This window comes from Endozoicomonas elysicola, from assembly GCF_000710775.1.
Taxonomy (GTDB): Bacteria; Pseudomonadota; Gammaproteobacteria; order Pseudomonadales; family Endozoicomonadaceae; genus Endozoicomonas; species Endozoicomonas elysicola.
In genome coordinates, this window is record NZ_JOJP01000001.1 from 2038501 (window position 1) to 2055797 (window position 17297).

The window sequence follows — 17297 nt, forward strand, 5'->3', positions numbered from 1 at the left end:
GGAGGCTTTTTTATTTGGAAGGCTTTGCAGATTTGTCAGTGGCCTTTCAGGGCATAAATGCCATTGGCATTCCGCCAATAGCCTTGGTAATCCAGACCATAACCAAAGATATAGCGGTCTTCGATTTCCAGACCGGTAAAGTCAGCTTTCAGACCTGGACGGGCTTTTCGGTCATGCTTTTTATCCACCAGAACAGCAGTCAGAACGCTGGCAGCGCCTTCTTCTTTACAGAAGTCAATAATGGCATCAAGGGTATGGCCTTCATCCAGAATGTCGTCGATAATCAGAACGGTTCGGCCCTTAATGCTCTGGCTTGGGCGAACTTTCCATTCCAGGCGACCGCCGGTCAACTGATCCCGGTAACGGGTTGCATGCACGTATGAGGCTTCCAGAGGGAACTGCATATGAGTGAGCAGCTTACCGGTAATGACCAGTCCACCGTTCATAACGCAGAACACCAGAGGGTTGCTGTCAGCCAGCTTCTCGGTGATGCTGTGTCCCATGGTAGCGATGGCGTCTTCAATCTGCTGCTCGTTATAGAGACAGTCGGCTTCTTCCATCACTTGCCGGATATGGTCGAGATCAACAGACATGTTTTGCAAACCCTGATCGTATGATTGGCTACCGTTCACTCTAATGAGTCGACTTATTTTGGAGGTCGGACATTCTGGAGTTCGGCATTCCATTTCTGGTCAAAAAACCATTTCGTGCTCTCCTGGAGAACGAAAAACAGTTTTCACGAATAACAAAGCAGGAAAAAATACCGTTCTTATCCCCAATGGGCAAGTGAAAACTACACGGTCATGATGGTTGTAAAAACCTATGGGCAGGTCAGACATCCTGTGGGACAATATGAAGGTTTAGGCTGCGCCACTGATTTATGGGGTTCATCTTTTCGTGAAAATGAAGGTGAGTCTACAGGTATAGCAACGGACTCAGTAGTAGGTTGCATTATACCATCTTCAGCAAAAGCGATAGTTGAAAGCTTTTGAATGATTGTTTTCTCTATGAGTTCTTCCTCAGAAACGTTTTTATCTCAGCCATTCACTTTCTTTGATCAATTCTCCATCATAGTTGAGGTCATGCATGAGCGTACAGGAAATCAAGCATCCGCTGGTACAACACAAGCTGGGACTGATGCGTTCCCACGATATCAGTACCAAGGGGTTCAGAACCCTGGCCAGTGAGGTTGGAAGCCTGTTGACCTATGAGGCAACTAAAGACCTTGAGCTGGAGGATACTGATATTGACGGTTGGAACGGCCGGGTCACGGTTCAACAGATCAAGGGTAAGAAAATTACCATCGTGCCCATTTTGCGTGCTGGCATCGGTATGATGAATGGCGTTCTGGATATGATTCCTAATGCCAAGGTCAGCGTGGTGGGTCTCTATCGAGATGAAGAAACGCTGGAACCCGTGCCTTACTTTGAAAAGCTGGTCAGCAATATTGATGAGCGTATTGCTTTGATTCTGGATCCTATGCTGGCAACCGGTGGCTCCATGCTGGCCACCATTGATATGCTCAAAAAGGCAGGCTGTAAGGAAATTCGCTGCCTGGTTCTGGTGGCTGCACCAGAAGGCATTGATAAAATTCAGTCCGCTCATCCGGATGTGAAAATTTTCACGGCGTCTGTTGACCAGGGGCTGAACGAAAATGGTTATATTATTCCGGGTCTGGGTGATGCCGGTGACAAGATTTTTGGTACAAAATAAATAACGTATAGGGATATCCAGAAATGAATCATTCAGCAGAGTTGGGGGAAACTCTCAATTCAGAGATGTCGCTCTGGCGGCAGGCACTGATGGGAGGGCAGATGCTGTTTGTTGCCTTTGGTGCATTGGTTCTGGTACCGCTGTTGACTGGACTGGACGCCAATGTGGCGTTCTTTACCGCTGGTATTGGTACACTGATTTTCCAGTTGGTTACCCGTCGGCAGGTGCCTGTTTTCCTGGCATCCTCTTTTGCCTTTATTGCGCCTATTACCTTCAGTATTCAATCCTGGGGGCTTGCCGCCACGATGGGGGGGATTATGGCGGCGGGCCTGCTTTATGCGGGGCTCAGTATACTGGTAAGACTGCGTGGATCTGGCATTCTGTATCGCCTGTTTCCTCCCGTGGTGGTTGGACCTGTAATTATGGTGATTGGTCTGGGCCTTGCTCCCGTTGCTGTTGGCATGGCAACGTCGCCTATTGAAGGATTGATTTCTGCGGATCAGGCTCTGTTTCTGGCGGCTATTTCTCTGCTGGCTACATTGCTGGTAGCCACCATGGCGGGTGGTATACTGAAATTGATTCCCATCATATGTGGCATTGGAACGGGCTATATTGCTGCTGTCATTATGGGCGTTGTGGATTTTCAGCCACTGATTGATCGTCCGTGGTTTGCTATTCCTAATTTCACTACTCCGGAGCTTAACTGGAATGCAGTGCTTTATATGATTCCAGTGGCGATTGCTCCGGCGATTGAGCATATTGGTGACATGCTGGCGATCAGTTCGGTGACCGGAAAGAAATATCTGGAAAAGCCAGGGCTGAAAAATACACTGTTGGGTGATGGTCTGGCAACGACAGCAGCCGGTATGCTGGGTGGTCCACCAAATACTACGTATTCCGAAGTGACTGGTGCGGTAATGCTGACCAAAGCCTACAATCCGGTCATTATGACCTGGGCGGCAGTGATTGCTATTGGTGTCGCGTTTATTGGTAAGATCGGTGGTTTCCTGTCTACAATTCCGGTTCCGGTAATGGGGGGCATCATGATGCTGCTGTTTGGTTCCATTGCTGTTGTGGGACTTAATACCCTGATCAAGGCAAGGGTTGATCTCAGTCAGCCACGTAACCTGGTGATCGTCTCACTTGTTCTGGTATTTGGCATCGGTAATATGGGGATCTCACTGGGTGAGTTCTCTCTGAAAGGTGTCAGCTTATGTGCTTTAACTGCGGTTATTTTGAACCTGCTGTTGCCTCATCGTTCAGGTGAAGATCGTTATCAGTCTTCTGAAGTGGGTAAAGAAGAACCGGTGTAAAGATTCGGTTTAACGCTAAGAGGTCGTCTGAAAGACTGTCCTTAGTAGTTACGTAACTTCTCAGGCGTTTTCCAATAAAAAAGCCGGTATTGAAAATCAATATCGGCTTTTTATCCTGTTCTGGGCTGGCTATGCAGGCTGTTGTTGCTGTTCTGCATTTTGAGCCTGAGTATTCATTTGTATAAAGTGAGTAATGCCGCTTAGCTCCATCAGTGAAGCAACATCACTAGATACGTTGTAGAGTGAAAGGTAGAAATGTCCTGCCAGCTGAACCTGGCAATGGAGAAGCAGGTTCAACCCATCACTGTTAATACTTTTTAATAAGGTACAATCAAGAACAATGTGGTTGTTATTGATTCTTGTTGCATTCCCTAAAGCATTCTCCAGTATTTGAATGGTACTGGTATTAATATCACCATCCAGCATCAGTAACGTGTAGTTTTGATAGCTTTCGAGATTAATGGTTAATTCCATACTTCTTCTCCCGGCTTCGTCCCTTAAGTTGGAGGAATATTAAGGGAGTGGGGACTGGTTTTGCATAACAGTCTGGTTATCAGGTCTGACAACCTGTCAGGGCTGTAGTTCATTTCTGGCAGGTGGCTTTTACTATTAGGTATTTCTAATCTATTGAAATATAGGGTTTTTAATTGCCTCTTTGTTATCATTCCTGTCAGCATTGTTATTGGAAATAAAGAGCCGTTCCCATAAGATTCTCTAAATCGTATTTAATGTAATGAAAAGGATGTCATTATGTTAGGAAGAATTCGAACAGGCGCTCAAATAATGATGACAGTGGTGAGTTTTATGGGATGCTATGAGGCAGGGATTGCATCAGAGTCAGTACTGGCTGCCCAGTACCGCAGCTTAACCCATCGATACGATACCAGAAGGCGCGATCACGAGGCTGAGCTTTCAGACTCAGCTTAAACTACGACTAAAGTCGGTGTTTATTGGTTTGTCTGCAAAACATTACCATGGTAGCCCAAATATTATTCCTCTGGGTTCAATGCTTTCTTATTTCCGCTTGCCGTTTTATCAGGGTAGTCATCCGGTTGGACAAATACCCGGGTAGTAAATACCAGATCTGCAAATGGGGCATTGTTAAAATGCATTTCAATAAAGCTCGCAGTCCAGCCTTTTTTATCTTGTGGCAGTTTGAGGTTACTGTTGCAGGTTCTGTCATGACATTTAAATTTCACCTTGGTACGAGTATAAGCAGAAAGGTCTTTATTTGATGTTACTCTGCGAAAGTCCCTTCCTGATGAATTAGTGGCCTGCCAGAGCCAAGCCTCTTTTGGTCGCCTTGACGTATTTATGTAGAGAGACTTTCCTTCCTGCTCCCATGTAACTCGGGGCAATGATCGACCTTGAAGAAAAGCACCGTAGAAAGATTCGGTCAAATCAGTGATTAAATGTGCGCTATCATAGTTGATATAATGTCCCTGATTCGGCAGAACTCTCATCCATTTATCTCCTGGTAATTTGTCAAAAAACACTTTGTTGGTATCGGGTGGAATGAAGTGATCTCCGGACGCAGTGACAAAGAACTTGGGAATTTTGAGAAAACGTTTGTACTGATAAGGATCAACGATAGAAATTAATTGATCCATTTCAGGTCTTTCGAACAGGGCTTTGAGAGGAAGGTAAGGTGATATAGCAGGGTTACCTTGTGGATAAACATTGAAAATATGATCAATCATCTCTTTCAAGTTCATAAAATCGGCAACCTGAGGGATTAAAGCCACGATTCGACTATCCTGAGTGGCAGTTAGAGAGGCTGTCCAGCCTCGCTTTGATGCACCAGCAATGACGAAATCTTTGATGGCTATTTTTTGCCGCTGCAGAATTTCTTCGCTGGCGTTCATACCGTAAATTGCGGCTTTCACCATAGGAAGTCGCAGAGGCCAGTTGAAATTTTCCTGCGGGTTATTCAAAAACTGCTTCCAGGTAAAAACGATCAGATTATCTTCTTTTAATGGAGGTGTATCTTTGAACTGTAGAAACTGGTTTGGTATATCTTTCAGGTCAATAACAATGGATTTTGTTCGAGCGGCTATTCGGGCAAAATCCAGCTCAGGTTCTGTGTTGATTTGCTGTAACTCGCCGGATGTGTGAATAATTCCACCATTGATGTATAACAGTGCTGTATTGTGCTTCAATTGATGAGGCTTAAAGATGGTTAATCGATGTTGCCATAAAGGGAAATCAACGGAAGCTTTCTCTCCCTGCTGCCAACGAAGGGAGACCAGGTCAGCATAGATGATGTCCACCTCTGTGGATAAGTCTTTATGCGTGACTTTTTTTGAAGAGGTCTGGGTTATAGTCCATCCGGAATCTGGCTCTTCTTTTATAAGGTAGCAGGGAAGAACGTGCTCCATATGATTGGTTAGCCACTCATTATTACACTGTAAGGGAGGTTCCCTGAGATTGTTTTCGGCTGATACATCCACAATGGAGATCATCTGGGTGCATATGAACAACCAGCGTATTATTTTTTTCATCGCATTATATTGCTTGCTAACTCGATCAAGCGGAATGTTAATAATTTAATTTTATAAGATAGCTTATTTTGATCGAGGCAGCTGGACACATATATCCGGTCTCTGGCTATTTGCTCATGATCCGAGTTTAAGTAATATTGACTGTTTCTCATATCAATTATAGATAGTAGGCAGGTCATAAGCGCCATGGCTCGATTTTTTACCAGTGATAATGCTTCGGGCGTCTGTCCGGAAGTGATGAATGCTTTGGTTGCCGCAAATATTGGTCATACTGGAGCCTATGGCAACGATGCCATGACCCATGAAGCCGTTGATATGATCAAAAAGGCTGTGGGAAAGCCTGCAGAAGTTTTCTTTGTTTATAACGGAACGGCGGCTAATACGCTGGCTTGCAAGGCAGTCCTGCGTAGTATTGATAGCATCATCTGCCCCGATAGCGCCCACATTGTGACTAACGAAGTGGGTGCTCCGGTGAATGCTACCGGTAGCCGGATGATTACGGTTACGTCTACCCATGGAAAAATAACGCCAGAGCAAATTCGCAAAGCCAGCCAGGATGAAAGCTGGTGGGGGATGCACGCAACCCGTCCAAGGTTGGTGAGCATTTCCCAGTCTACCGAGTGGGGAACGGTTTACTCACTGAATGAACTTGCAGACATAAAAGCAACCTGCACAGAGCTGGGCATGTTATTGCATGTGGATGGCTGCCGTATTTACAATGCTGTGGTGGCTCTTGATTGCTCCCTGACGGAAATGTGTGAGCACATTGATATTCTTTCGCTGGGTGGAACTAAAAACGGGTTGATGTTTGGTGAAGCGCTGGTCTTTTTCAATACTGAAGCTGCAGATGGTTTTCTGCATTTAAGAAAACAGGGCCTTCAGCTTCATTCAAAAATGCGTTTTATCAGTGCCCAGTTCAAGGCGCTTTTTACCGATGAGTTATGGAAGAAAAACGCAAGTCAGGCCAATCGCATGATGAACCTGCTGGTCGAAGGTTTGAGCGAGTGTCCGGATATTGAACTGGTTTGTCCGGTACAGACTAATCAGGCCTTTTTCTCAATACCCACAGACTTTGCTGTCCAGTTACAAGCGGTTAAAGACTTTTATCAAAATGGACCTCAGCCTGATGTCTATCGAATGGTCACCTCATTTGATACCACTGAAGAAGATGTGAGTTTTTTTGTTCGTGAAGTGATAGCTCTGAATGAGCAATGGCGAAAAGTTTGATCCCTGTGCTATGTATCGTCATGACAGTGAACGTACATAGCATGCTCCGGCAGGTGCAGTGATGCGTACAAACCGCTGCTATTGTTTTCTCTGTTTCTCAGGGTAGTTGACCCCGCCCCAAAGGAGTTTTGGTTTGACTGTATCGACACAGCCAGAAGCGTCATGGAAAGAGCCCGGTTTTCTCCACGCTTTTGCTACTCTCGCAGGTATTATCAGCGTCATCAGCATTGGTCTGTTTTTTCTGGAAGCAAGTCTGCACAGTCTGATTTTGATCTCATTATTGATTGCGTCTGTCAGCGCTTATTCACTGGGTTATGATTTCCGGTCAATTCGTGATGCCATGAATTCTGGTATTACCGGTGCACTCACTGCAATCTACATATTTATTTTGATTGGTGTGCTGATTGCGGCCTTTATTCAAAGTGGCACACTGGCAACGCTGATTTATTACGGTATTGAGTTCGTAAGCCCAGCAATCTTTTTACCAGCCGGCTTGATTCTCTGCAGTTTAATGTCTCTGGCAACCGGCTCCAGCTGGGGAACGGTTGGCACTGTTGGTGTTGTTCTGATGGGGATCGGAACGACGATGGGGATTCCTGCTCCACTGGTTGCTGGTATGGTGATTTCCGGTGCCTGCTTTGGCGATAAAATGTCGCCAGTGTCTGATACGACGAACCTTGCTTCCATGACCACAAAGGTTGACCTCTATTCTCATATTCGGAGTATGCTGTTTACCACAGGGCCAGCTTATATTCTTGCCCTGGTTATTTTCTCCCTGATGGGGTTTGGTTACGCAGACAATCAGTTGCCTGCTGAGCAGCTGGCCGCCATGCAGACGGCCTTGAGTGATACCTTTACGATTAATCTGCTCACCCTGTTGCCTTTAGTGGTTATGCTGGTGCTCAGTACGGCTCGCGTAGCAGCAGAGCCCAGCATGGTGATGGCATCTGCTGTTGCTGTGCTTCTGGCTATTTTTATGCAGGATCAGAGCCTGACGACGGTGCTTAACAGTCTCTACGGTGGGGGCAGTGTGCGTACTGGTTTGGAGAGTATGGACTCACTGCTTGGACGAGGAGGCATAACCTCGATGATGTGGACGCTCTCATTATCTCTGATGGCCTTGGCATTAGGTGGTATTCTTGAGCGGGGTAAATTTCTGAGAGTTCTGGTTCATACGGTTGTTACCCGAATAAAAAGAGCCTCGACTCTGGTTGCTACCACTGTTATTGCCTGCTTTACCGGAAATATGACCATGGGTGAGGCTTACATGTCTATCATATTGGGTGGTCAGTTGTTCAGTGATGCCTATGATCAGAAAGGAGTTGATCGTCGTGTGCTTTCGCGTTCTCTGGAAGAGGGGGCTACACTCACAACAGCTCTTATTCCATGGACTACCGGAGGTGCATTTTTTGCCTCGACCCTGGGCGTTGCAGTGATTGAGTATGCGCCCTGGGCTCTTTTGAACTGGTTTAGTCCGGTGCTTGCCATTGTATTTGCCATGTTGGGCTTCGGTCTGTTTCGCAAAGAGCCAGAGCCTCAACAAACCAGCCCTGCAGTGTGATGCTCACCTGAAAGGGAAGAGCCTTTCTCTTCCCTTGTCTACTGGTCTATAGCCAGTCGGTCAGCATAACTCCAACACTCAAGCGGTTGGCGCTGTCGTTGTAATCAATCAGGCTTTCTCCATAACCATTAAAATATTGAATATAGCCCCTGAATCTTTTGTTGATTGGAAATGACCAGTCCAGTTGCACAGCTCCCTTATTATCACGTCTCAGATTATTTCTTAATGTCATGCCCAGGTTGTGTTCCTGAATCTGATACCCAAGATGAAGTTCACCGTGTCCCATGTATTTTTCAATATCGGGATTATCATCACCTTTGGAGCTGTTTTCCTGACCGGGTTCCTTTTCTGGCTCCGGAATTCGCCACCAAGGTTTAATACTGACGGCAAAGTTGTCTCGGGAAAAAATGAACTGGGCGTAAATTCGGTTCCAGCTACGGGACAGTTCACCGCTACGGCCATTTGACTGGTGCGTTATACCTGCAGCAACACCATTCAGATCAAACCCCCAGAGCTGGTATTCAGTGGGAAAAACCATAAACACTTCCGGTTCATGATTGGTCTCACGAAATGGCGCGGAGTTACTGTTATAAGCCTGCCACCAGGAGGTATTGGTGTAGGCCACATAGATGTCACCATAACCATTGAACACACCCTGGGCCAGTGGAGCCTTCACACTGAGCTGAAACTTGATTTCGGTACTGGAGAAGTTATCAATATTCTGGACTTCAAATGGCGTTTCATTGGGGCTTTTATTGTAGGAAATGGGTAGAAGGTAGTTAGGCCTGTGGGGAGTGATGGCAAATCGGTTGTCCAGCGTTTCTTCTTCTTCCTGAACCCGCTGTTCAACGACACTCTCCACTTCTACAGGTTCCTTTTCAGTACTTGTTTGGCACTGTTGACGGATCTCTGCCAGCGTAAGTGAATCATCACCCTCTTTGAGTTGTTTGAATAAACAGTCTTCATAAGTGTCAGAGTAAGCAGTTACTGGGAGCAGGCACAGTGTGAGTACTGAAAGAACAGTACCTTTTTCCCGGGTCAAAGATGTCATTCTGAAACCTTATATTTATTATTCAAGGCAGTGTATGTATTTGTGTAATTATTATCAGGGCATGGTTGTGTGATTACAATAAAAGAGTTAGTCCGTTTCTTGCGCACCCCTCCTTTAGTATAAATGTTGGTTAGAGTGCAGTTTTACTCAGTTTTTCTGTTAGTAGTGTCGTTATTACTTTTTCTGGAACATTTGGGATCTCTTCATCGTTGCCGGCACTCTCTGCTTTAAGAATACCTAAATCAAGTTCGTCGTCTCCATGGGGAATTTCCTGTAAGTTAGTTGTGAATTGGATATTCTGCTGATCCACTCTTTCTTTGCACTCATTCAGACATTTGAACCAGTGACGTGGGTTCGTGACAGGGCTATTTTCGCTGCCTTCAAAGTACGGACAGCCGGCAACATTACTACGAATGACACAGGGAACCCCATTTTTCCGTACTGAGACAGTGATTTTTGATGCATCACCTTCATCCCGGGTATGGTGAACATTAAATCCAGCTTGATAGTCTGGGTTTGCCCGCTCCCAGCAGGCAGTTAAGAAAGCAGACGTTGTCTCAAAAAGAAGTTGGTTTCTAAATAACCCAAGTTGTCCATTTAGACATACAGGTAACTGCAGGGATAACTCATCATCCTGTCCCTTCCAGGCAATACTAAATTCTACATAAAGGTTTGATGGAGAAAACTCGTGAGAATTTCCAGTTGGGTACATATGAATTGCTGGCATAAACGGTCCAACATCCATGCCTAACTCGTTGAAGCACTCAGTCATTACCGTTAAAACTTTCATTTGCTTTTCAATATCAACCTGATTTGTAAATATCTCTAACCACTCAGTTAAATCTAACTCACATAAACTAGGCTCCGTTACTCCTAGTCTATCGAGTTGACTTTGCTCTCTGATAAAGAATGCTTTCAACTGTCTTATATTGTCCACCCACTGCTCAAAGGTAAGATCTTCATTTTCCTCTGGATTAATAAAATTACTAAACACCTGTTCACAGTACTCGGTAAATTCTTGCTTATCATCGTCAGGTACTTTATCAAACTCCTCCTTAAAGAAGTTAAAAAACTCTTCTACAGCACCAATATTTTCAAGAAAAAGGCTTGAGCTATCCGATTCATGCTCATTATCAAGGCTTTCAGGATGGGGATGGTCTGGTTGGCTCATTTTTACATCCGGGTTTTCAAGTACATCAATGCTATTAGCCTCAATATGAGTATTGTCAGAGAAAGTGACCCCTTCCAGTTTTTCAGAAAGCCCTTTTGTTGGTATAGGATCGTCCACAGAACTTTTCCGAAAACCAAATGCCGTTTCTGCCTGCTCATTATGCTCTTTTAGAGGCTGTGTTGGCTCTGGGTTACTAACAACAAATCCGGATTTGCCACTCTGGTTTGTGGATTCCATATTCTTTACCAAATTTTTTTATTAAACCTGAGTTTTGGACAGCCTTTTGCCTTGTCGGTTTCTTAGGAATCAGAAAAGCCTGGAATTTGGAAAAATACCCTGTATTAGAGGAGAGAGTGAAGTAATTTTCTGATTAATATTTTTATTAAGGCTTTGATAAATACATCAATACTAAAGATATTAATATCCCCCAGGCTTCTGAGGGAAAAGTATCAACTGATTTCTTCAAAGTCAGAGCCTATTTATCCTAATCTGAATAATGTCGTCTAAAGTATGAATGTCAGGGGGGCTTTTCTTAGATGAAACTGATTAATTTCTCTCCCCCTGTAATTTAAAAGACGATTTACTGACTGGACTTGGTTTCGTCAGCCTCATTATCAGTAACCAACTGAACATTTGGCCAGGGAATAAATAAGGCTATCAGGCTGATTACCGCAATGATAGAAAGATAAATAGCAGGCCCTGATGAATTATCAGAGTATTTAGCTAACAGTGTTGATGTAAATGGCGCAATACCACCGAAAATAGCAAACCCTATATTGTAACAGGTAGCAATGCCTGTATAGCGAACTTCTGTTGGAAAGAAGCTGATCAGTAGTGGTGGCAAAGCTCCTGATGCTGTTGCAGCTAAAAGTCCGCAGATCAGCATGATCTTATTAAGCTCTGCTGCAGGTGAAGAAAAGTACTGGAATGCAGGCCAGGATATAGTGGCAATAACAACCGCCATAACCCCAAGAATAAGCTTGTGATTAACCAGGTCAGATAGCATCCCGAAGATCAGGCATAATGGTGAAAGCATCAGGAATGCCAGAGTGGTGTGCCAGGCAACCGCTTCTCTGGGAAAGTTCAGTAAGGAAGACAGGTAGCTTGGCATGTAAATGCTATAGATGGTTACGGTTGCTCCGCACAGCCCAATAGTCATGAATCCGCAGATAACCCCACGGGTATGTTGTTTAAACAATAGAACGATGGGAATGGAGGCTCGTGCCTTGGTCTGGTCAAGAGCTTCAAATAAACCAGACTCAGAGAAGTGCTTGCGGATATGGTAGCTGATAACTCCGAGGGAACCTCCAATCCAGAACGGAACGCGCCAGCCCCACTCCTTCATATCATCAGGGTCAAGATACATTTCCAACATTCCGTGGACGAATGTACCGAAGGATATGCCGATCATGATTGCCAGAAAGAGGATGCCTATGACCAGCCCACGCCTTTCTGGTGTGCTCTCACTGAGGTACGTAATCGCACCGGGAATTTCCCCTCCAAGGGAAAAACCCTGAAGCAATCGCAATGCGATCAGCATCACTGGAGCTGCTGCTCCAATACTGTCCCATCCGGGGAGACACCCCATCAATGTGGTCGTCAGTGCCATCAGAAAAATGGAAAACGTAAAGGTTTTTTTGCGACCATAGCGGTCACCAAAGTGACCAAAGACAATGCCGCCCAATGGGCGGGTAAGATAACCAATGGCAAAGGTGGCAAAGGTACTAAGCAGTGATGTGATATGGTCTTCTGAAGGGAAAAAATTCTCGGCAATATAACTGGCCATCAAGCCATATATCAGAAAATCATAGATCTCCAGCATCCCCCCCAGTGATACAGAGCATGCCAGCCTATATTGGCTAGAAGATGCAGTGATGCATCGTTTAGATGGTTTGGATTTTGTTTGAGTCATCAGTCAGGTAAAAAGTGGGTGGGTGAAACATGCAGGTGATTAATAAACCATCGATCGTTGTGCTGTTTAAACAGATGGGTTGCCCGCAGGGATTGTTCTTCTTCGAGCTCCTCTTCTCCAAGCCTCCTCAAAGTGGATAGCACCCAGAGACTGCCGGACACGATGGTGCTTTCATCAGCATAGATGTCTTCAACCCGAAAGTTGACAGATTGGATATCAAATAACCTGAACAGTTCTTCGTACCAGAGCGTTAACTGGTCTATTGACGTAATGGTATCGCCCTCAGCATTCCAGAAAAGCAGGCTGGAATCACGATTGTAGTGACTAAGGATTGCGTCCAGGTCTTTACTGCAATAGCTGTGGGCTATTTCTGAAAAAAACTGATCAACCAGGTTAGCGGCGAGGTCGAGGTCAGCCATGGCTGTCTTCCCCCTGTCAATTTATTCAATGTCAAATGGTTATCGGGGTTGAAATATCGATTAAGAATAGCCCCCGTTTTGATAGCTGTTCTGAAAAATATGCGACGGTTATGGGAACTGGTTTACAGGGGCTCTTGGGCGAGTGGAGGGAAGTTATATATCTTTACGGAATAATGACGCTTTCATGTGGCTGACTAAACCAGCAGCATCTATCTTTCTTAGCATCCCTGAGGCCTGTTGCTGCAAGCTTTGGAGGCAGATATTGGCGTTAGCCATGTACTTGCAGATGAAATAAATCTATCGACTGCTTGTCTCATGGCTTGGAGGCTTTTCATTCCAGGACGGTCTACTCACCTTCTGTTTCCGGTCAGAGCAACTTCCAGAAAAGAAAACTCACCATGAGAACAAAGACCTTACCCTGGGTTTCACTGCTATTGCTGCTGGTGGCCAGCCTGTCGATTGTGGCTGAAAACCGACTGGATCCCATAAGGCTGTATATCCAAAAGCATTTTGCTGGTCGTCTGGAGATTACCCAGGAACAGATTGAGCAACTCTCATGGGTACTGGACAACCCGGTATTCACACCTGAGTTGTCCACACAGTCACCTTCGACGTCAATACATCGTGAGGTTCCAAGGGCTCTGTCCCGCTTGTATTGTCTGCAGCTGCTAAGAGCCGGATCACATGACGCTTATGAGGCGTTTGTGGCTCCCCAGACTAACCCTGAAATACCCAGGCTAACCGAGCCATCTTTCCGACAGCTTTCCAGAGAGATTGCCAGACTGGACTCAGTCTCTTATGAGGTTCTCCGGGCTGCAGCTATTCTTGACGCCGTCACACTCTCTCCGGAAGCGCGAAAGCGGGCTGGCAAAGTACTGGATAAGCCTGTTCCTGAAGATACCATGGATTTTCTCTCTGTAACTGCGCCATACGCAGATAAGATTTACCCGCTGGCACACTCGATTATTACAAAAGATCCCGAGGCGGCCCGGTTGTTTGACATTGTCTACCTGCCGCATAGCCATCTTCGCCATATGATGTATAACGAAGGCTCGCTGTCCATGTATACCGTGCTTAATACTGGAATACAGAACAAGAGCATCAGCCGCGCTGATCTGAATCTCTGGTATGACCATTGGGTGGTGAATATTGCGGGGTTCCGTGGCCATTCAGATCCGATGGGGTCAGTTTATTTAACCCAGAATACCTGGCGGTCAATGAATCAACTGAAGTTACTGCTGGATAGACTGTTCAGAGAGCCGAAGATGAACCCTATGCAGGTATACCTGCAAAAGCGGGGTCAATGGTTGCACCTGAATACATTGACCAGGAATCCCAATGAGTTTCTTGCCCTCGCTTCTCTTGGGGCTATGGCAAGGCTGTTCACACCTGCTGAGGGAAGAGCCTTGTATACCAGTTTTAAAAGCCTGCCCGAGAATGAGCAGAAGCAGTGGATTCAGTACAGCAGGAAGCAGTTAACTACTTTGGGTACGCCATCCCCGACTTATGGTCCAGCTGTCTATGCCAATGCGATTGCTGTCGCAGGGTTACCAGAAACGGTTCGTAAAGTACTGCCAGTTATGCTCAGGGTTTATGAAGAAGCGGACCGGATGAGGGCAGAGGGCCGGTTAGCTGCTGATATACCGCTGTCTTTTCGGGAACTGGCCCAGGAGCCGATGCTGGGCAATATTTTGAGCAGTTACCGGCAATTTACAACCTCAATCAACCCGGATGATGGAGTAGCTAAACTAGTAATGAGAGAAGAGCCCTAGGGCCTGTTGACAAAAGGTTCCAAACTCAGTGGTTCGTATAGTTAACAGAGCCTATGTTGACTTGTATATACAGACTTTAACTCTAATCAGAAATCCAGGGAGGATTTATGTTTTACCAGCATTTTCGCCAGAATGAAGTCGGCCGTGATTTTGTTATTGGTGATTTGCATGGAATGCATGATCTCCTGATGTCGTTACTGGCCAAGGTTGGTTTTGACTGGGAAAAGGACCGTTGTTTCAGCTGTGGAGACTTGATTGACCGGGGGCCGGATTCTGAAAAATGCCTCTCTCTCATGGCGGAACCTTGGTTTCACTGTGTTCGTGGCAATCATGAGCAGTGTATGATTGAAACGGTGCGGCATCCATCCTCACATGAGATAGCAAAGTGGGTTCTCTGTGGTGGGCGCTGGCACCTTCAAGTGTCTTCAGAAAAAATGAAGAAGTATGCTGATAAGGCGTCTGAGCAGCCAGTACTCATTTCTGTTGACCTTGCTGATGGCAGAAAAGTAGCCATTTGCCATGCTGAGTACCCGTTGCCAGTCTGGGCTCCGGATCAGGTTGAGTCTGATCCGGATTTAGTCTGGGCTATACAGTGGTCGAGAAATCGGATTCAAACCAATGATGACTCGTTGATTGAAGGTATTGACCACGTATTCTGTGGGCATACCATTGTTGATCAACCAGTCACCTTGGGAAATACTCACTTTATTGATACAGGCGGATTTGAGAGCAACCATCTGACGTTGCTCTGCCTCAGTGATCTTTCTAGGTGACTAAATAATCTTCTTAGAGCTGGTTTATGGCCTATTGCGAATAGCGAAAAAGGGGCGTTTTATCACTGTTTGCATCCCGCAGAAAGATCATGAACAGGCTATTAGTGCCACTCGACAACCGCTTCCTGTCGGTGGCGAGTTTTTGGGTAAGGCTCGTTTTCCCGGTAACCAAAGGCGACCATCACACTGACGCCAAACTCACTCATATCCAACAGGCCTTCCTGCTCCATTAGTGGCTCCAGCTTTTCACGATCGAAACCTTCAATCGGGCAGGAGTCAATACCTATTTGAGCGGCTACGCTCATCATATTGCCGAGTGCGATATAAGTCTGTTTGCAGGCCCAGTCAAACATGGCCCTGGGAGATTCGGTCAACCGGAAGTTACTGTTTTGAAAGTCACGATAGAACTCGCTGATCATATCCACAACATCTTCAGGCAGCTGTTTAACATTACGCATATGGTCCAGGATATATTCAGACTCATAATGCATGCTGTTTTCTTTGCGGGCTAGAATAATGACAAAATGACTGGCAGTTGGTAGCTGTCCCTGGGCTCCCCAGCTGACGGTTTTGATCTTTTCCCTTAAATCCGGATTCTGGATTACCAGGAACTTCCAAGGTTCAAAGCCAAATGAGCTGGGAGAAAGCCGTCCGGCTTCCAGAATGAAATCAAAATCCTCATCGGATATTTTCCGGCTTGCATCAAAGCTTTTGCAGGCGTGACGGAAGTTGAAAGCATCCAGAATTTGTTTACGCAGGGCAGTATTCATTGTTCAGACCATATACAACAGTAGTCGAGAGCTGCGCATTCTATTGGTGTCAGGATAAAATAGAAAGAAAGCACAAAAATGATAGGTAGTATATTGAATTGTGTTTAAGTATCAATTTTATACCATTAAATAGCTTTATCGACATCAGGAGTATCAGGGGTGCGGGGAGAACAGGAATATCTGGCAGGTAGTAAGCCATGCCCGGTGGAAGTGGCTCAGGAAATTATTGGGGGCAAGTGGAAAGGAGTGATTCTTTACAAGCTGCTTGAGTCTGGCTGTCTGAGGTTTAGTGAGCTGAAAAGACGTCTGCCCCGGATTACCCAGAGAATGCTTACACTTCAATTGAGAAGTCTTGAAGAAGATGGACTGGTTCTTCGAACGATTTATCCGGAAGTGCCTCCGAGAGTTGAGTACCGGTTGACGGAGCTTGGTCAGACTCTCAAGCCGGTTATTGATGGTTTGATGGCTTGGGGGATTCTATATGAGGAGGTAACCCAGACTGAAGGAACTGCTGTAGCAAAGGGTGAAGCTGCGATATGTTAACAGAACCTAATGCTGATTCAGGCAGGAAAATATTAATGCAATCATTGCGGGACATTGACTGGGATTCCTGGCAAGGAAAAGACCCAGCTACGCTGACGTTTATCATTAAAGGCGGGCAGATCCTGTTGATTCGGAAGAAGCGAGGGCTGGGTGCCGGAAAAATAAATGGTCCGGGAGGGCGCCTTGAACCGGGTGAAACCATGTTGGAGTGTGCCATCCGTGAGGTTCAGGAAGAACTTTGTATCACCCCCGTCAACCCGAAGTTCTGTGGTGAAAGTTTATTTCAGTTTACCGATGGTTATTCCATCCACGTTCACACGTATATGGCCGATGATTTTGAAGGTATCCCGGCTGAAACCGAGGAAGCCATCCCGCTTTGGTTCCCGCTTGATGGCATTCCTTACGAAGAAATGTGGGCAGACGACATTATCTGGCTACCTGAGATGCTGAAAGGGCATCAGTTCAAGGGACGTTACCTCTTTGATGGAGACCGGATGCTTGATCATCACTTGGATACTTTTTAAAAAGTTGGTTATTTTGACAATCTTTTAACAAGAGAGGGGTTGGAATC

The 17297-nt window shown here is 45.7% G+C and carries 16 protein-coding genes; 8 read left to right on the plus strand and 8 right to left on the minus strand.

The annotated features are described in order from the left end of the window. Positions 1–35: 35 nt before the first annotated feature. Positions 36–593, minus strand: a complete 558-nt coding sequence (locus GV64_RS08675) for a hypoxanthine-guanine phosphoribosyltransferase (protein WP_020580481.1) — start codon at positions 591–593, stop codon at positions 36–38. A 493-nt stretch (positions 594–1086) separates the two neighbouring features. Here GV64_RS08675 and upp point away from each other — a divergent pair, with 493 nt between their 5' ends. Continuing rightward, the gene (gene upp / locus GV64_RS08680; protein ID WP_020580480.1) at positions 1087–1713 is read left to right on the plus strand and encodes a uracil phosphoribosyltransferase; all 627 of its coding nucleotides are present in this window, start codon (positions 1087–1089) and stop codon (positions 1711–1713) included. Between the two features lie 23 nt (positions 1714–1736). Next, entirely contained in the window at positions 1737–3026 is a 1290-nt protein-coding gene (locus GV64_RS08685; RefSeq protein ID WP_020580479.1) for a uracil-xanthine permease family protein, read from the plus strand. 129 nt (positions 3027–3155) lie between these two features. Here the strand turns inward: GV64_RS08685 and GV64_RS08690 are convergent, their stop codons facing one another. Continuing rightward, a complete protein-coding gene (locus GV64_RS08690; RefSeq protein WP_020580478.1) occupies positions 3156–3500 on the minus strand; it encodes an STAS domain-containing protein in 345 nt (114 codons plus the stop codon). Positions 3501–4015: 515 nt separating this feature from the next. Beyond that, positions 4016–5527 carry a PhoPQ-activated protein PqaA family protein gene (locus GV64_RS08695; RefSeq protein ID WP_026257963.1) on the minus strand — a complete coding sequence of 504 codons (1512 nt, stop codon included), beginning with the start codon at positions 5525–5527 and terminating at the stop codon, positions 4016–4018. Positions 5528–5713: 186 nt separating this feature from the next. On the opposite strand from GV64_RS08695, the gene GV64_RS08700 reads away from it, so the two are divergent. Both GV64_RS08700 and nhaC read left to right on the plus strand, forming a co-directional pair. Then, on the plus strand, positions 5714–6754 hold the full coding sequence (locus GV64_RS08700; RefSeq protein ID WP_020580475.1) for a threonine aldolase family protein: 1041 nt from the start codon (positions 5714–5716) through the stop codon (positions 6752–6754). A gap of 133 nt (positions 6755–6887) precedes the next feature. Next, positions 6888–8315, plus strand: a complete 1428-nt coding sequence (gene nhaC, locus GV64_RS08705) for a Na+/H+ antiporter NhaC (protein WP_020580474.1) — start codon at positions 6888–6890, stop codon at positions 8313–8315. Positions 8316–8361: 46 nt separating this feature from the next. Here the strand turns inward: nhaC and GV64_RS08710 are convergent, their stop codons facing one another. The 4 genes from GV64_RS08710 to GV64_RS08725 all read right to left on the minus strand — a co-directional run bounded on the left by GV64_RS08710 (position 8362) and on the right by GV64_RS08725 (position 12868). Next, complete coding sequence (locus tag GV64_RS08710; RefSeq protein ID WP_020580473.1) at positions 8362–9366, minus strand: phospholipase A; 1005 nt, start codon at positions 9364–9366, stop codon at positions 8362–8364. Between the two features lie 130 nt (positions 9367–9496). After that, positions 9497–10774, minus strand: a complete 1278-nt coding sequence (locus GV64_RS08715; RefSeq protein ID WP_020580472.1) for a hypothetical protein — start codon at positions 10772–10774, stop codon at positions 9497–9499. A gap of 343 nt (positions 10775–11117) precedes the next feature. Continuing rightward, positions 11118–12449, minus strand: a complete 1332-nt coding sequence (locus GV64_RS08720) for an MFS transporter (protein WP_081622001.1) — start codon at positions 12447–12449, stop codon at positions 11118–11120. Next, positions 12449–12868, minus strand: a complete 420-nt coding sequence (locus GV64_RS08725; RefSeq protein ID WP_020580470.1) for a nuclear transport factor 2 family protein — start codon at positions 12866–12868, stop codon at positions 12449–12451. The genes GV64_RS08720 and GV64_RS08725 overlap by 1 nt, the downstream gene beginning before the upstream one ends. Before the next feature lie 398 nt (positions 12869–13266). Between GV64_RS08725 and GV64_RS08730 the strand changes: the two genes are divergently transcribed. After that, positions 13267–14640 carry a hypothetical protein gene (locus GV64_RS08730; protein WP_020580469.1) on the plus strand — a complete coding sequence of 458 codons (1374 nt, stop codon included), beginning with the start codon at positions 13267–13269 and terminating at the stop codon, positions 14638–14640. Between the two features lie 107 nt (positions 14641–14747). Continuing rightward, positions 14748–15413, plus strand: a complete 666-nt coding sequence (locus GV64_RS08735; protein WP_020580468.1) for a metallophosphoesterase — start codon at positions 14748–14750, stop codon at positions 15411–15413. Positions 15414–15514: 101 nt separating this feature from the next. On the opposite strand, the gene GV64_RS08740 is transcribed toward GV64_RS08735, so the two are convergent. Further along, positions 15515–16183 (minus strand): NAD(P)H-dependent oxidoreductase, encoded by a 669-nt coding sequence (locus GV64_RS08740; protein WP_020580467.1) that lies wholly within the window; start codon positions 16181–16183, stop codon positions 15515–15517. 159 nt (positions 16184–16342) lie between these two features. On the opposite strand from GV64_RS08740, the gene GV64_RS08745 reads away from it, so the two are divergent. Both GV64_RS08745 and GV64_RS08750 read left to right on the plus strand, forming a co-directional pair. After that, the gene (locus GV64_RS08745; RefSeq protein WP_020580466.1) at positions 16343–16726 is read left to right on the plus strand and encodes a winged helix-turn-helix transcriptional regulator; all 384 of its coding nucleotides are present in this window, start codon (positions 16343–16345) and stop codon (positions 16724–16726) included. A 35-nt stretch (positions 16727–16761) separates the two neighbouring features. Then, positions 16762–17250 carry an 8-oxo-dGTP diphosphatase gene (locus GV64_RS08750; protein ID WP_020580465.1) on the plus strand — a complete coding sequence of 163 codons (489 nt, stop codon included), beginning with the start codon at positions 16762–16764 and terminating at the stop codon, positions 17248–17250. Positions 17251–17297 lie beyond the last annotated feature (47 nt).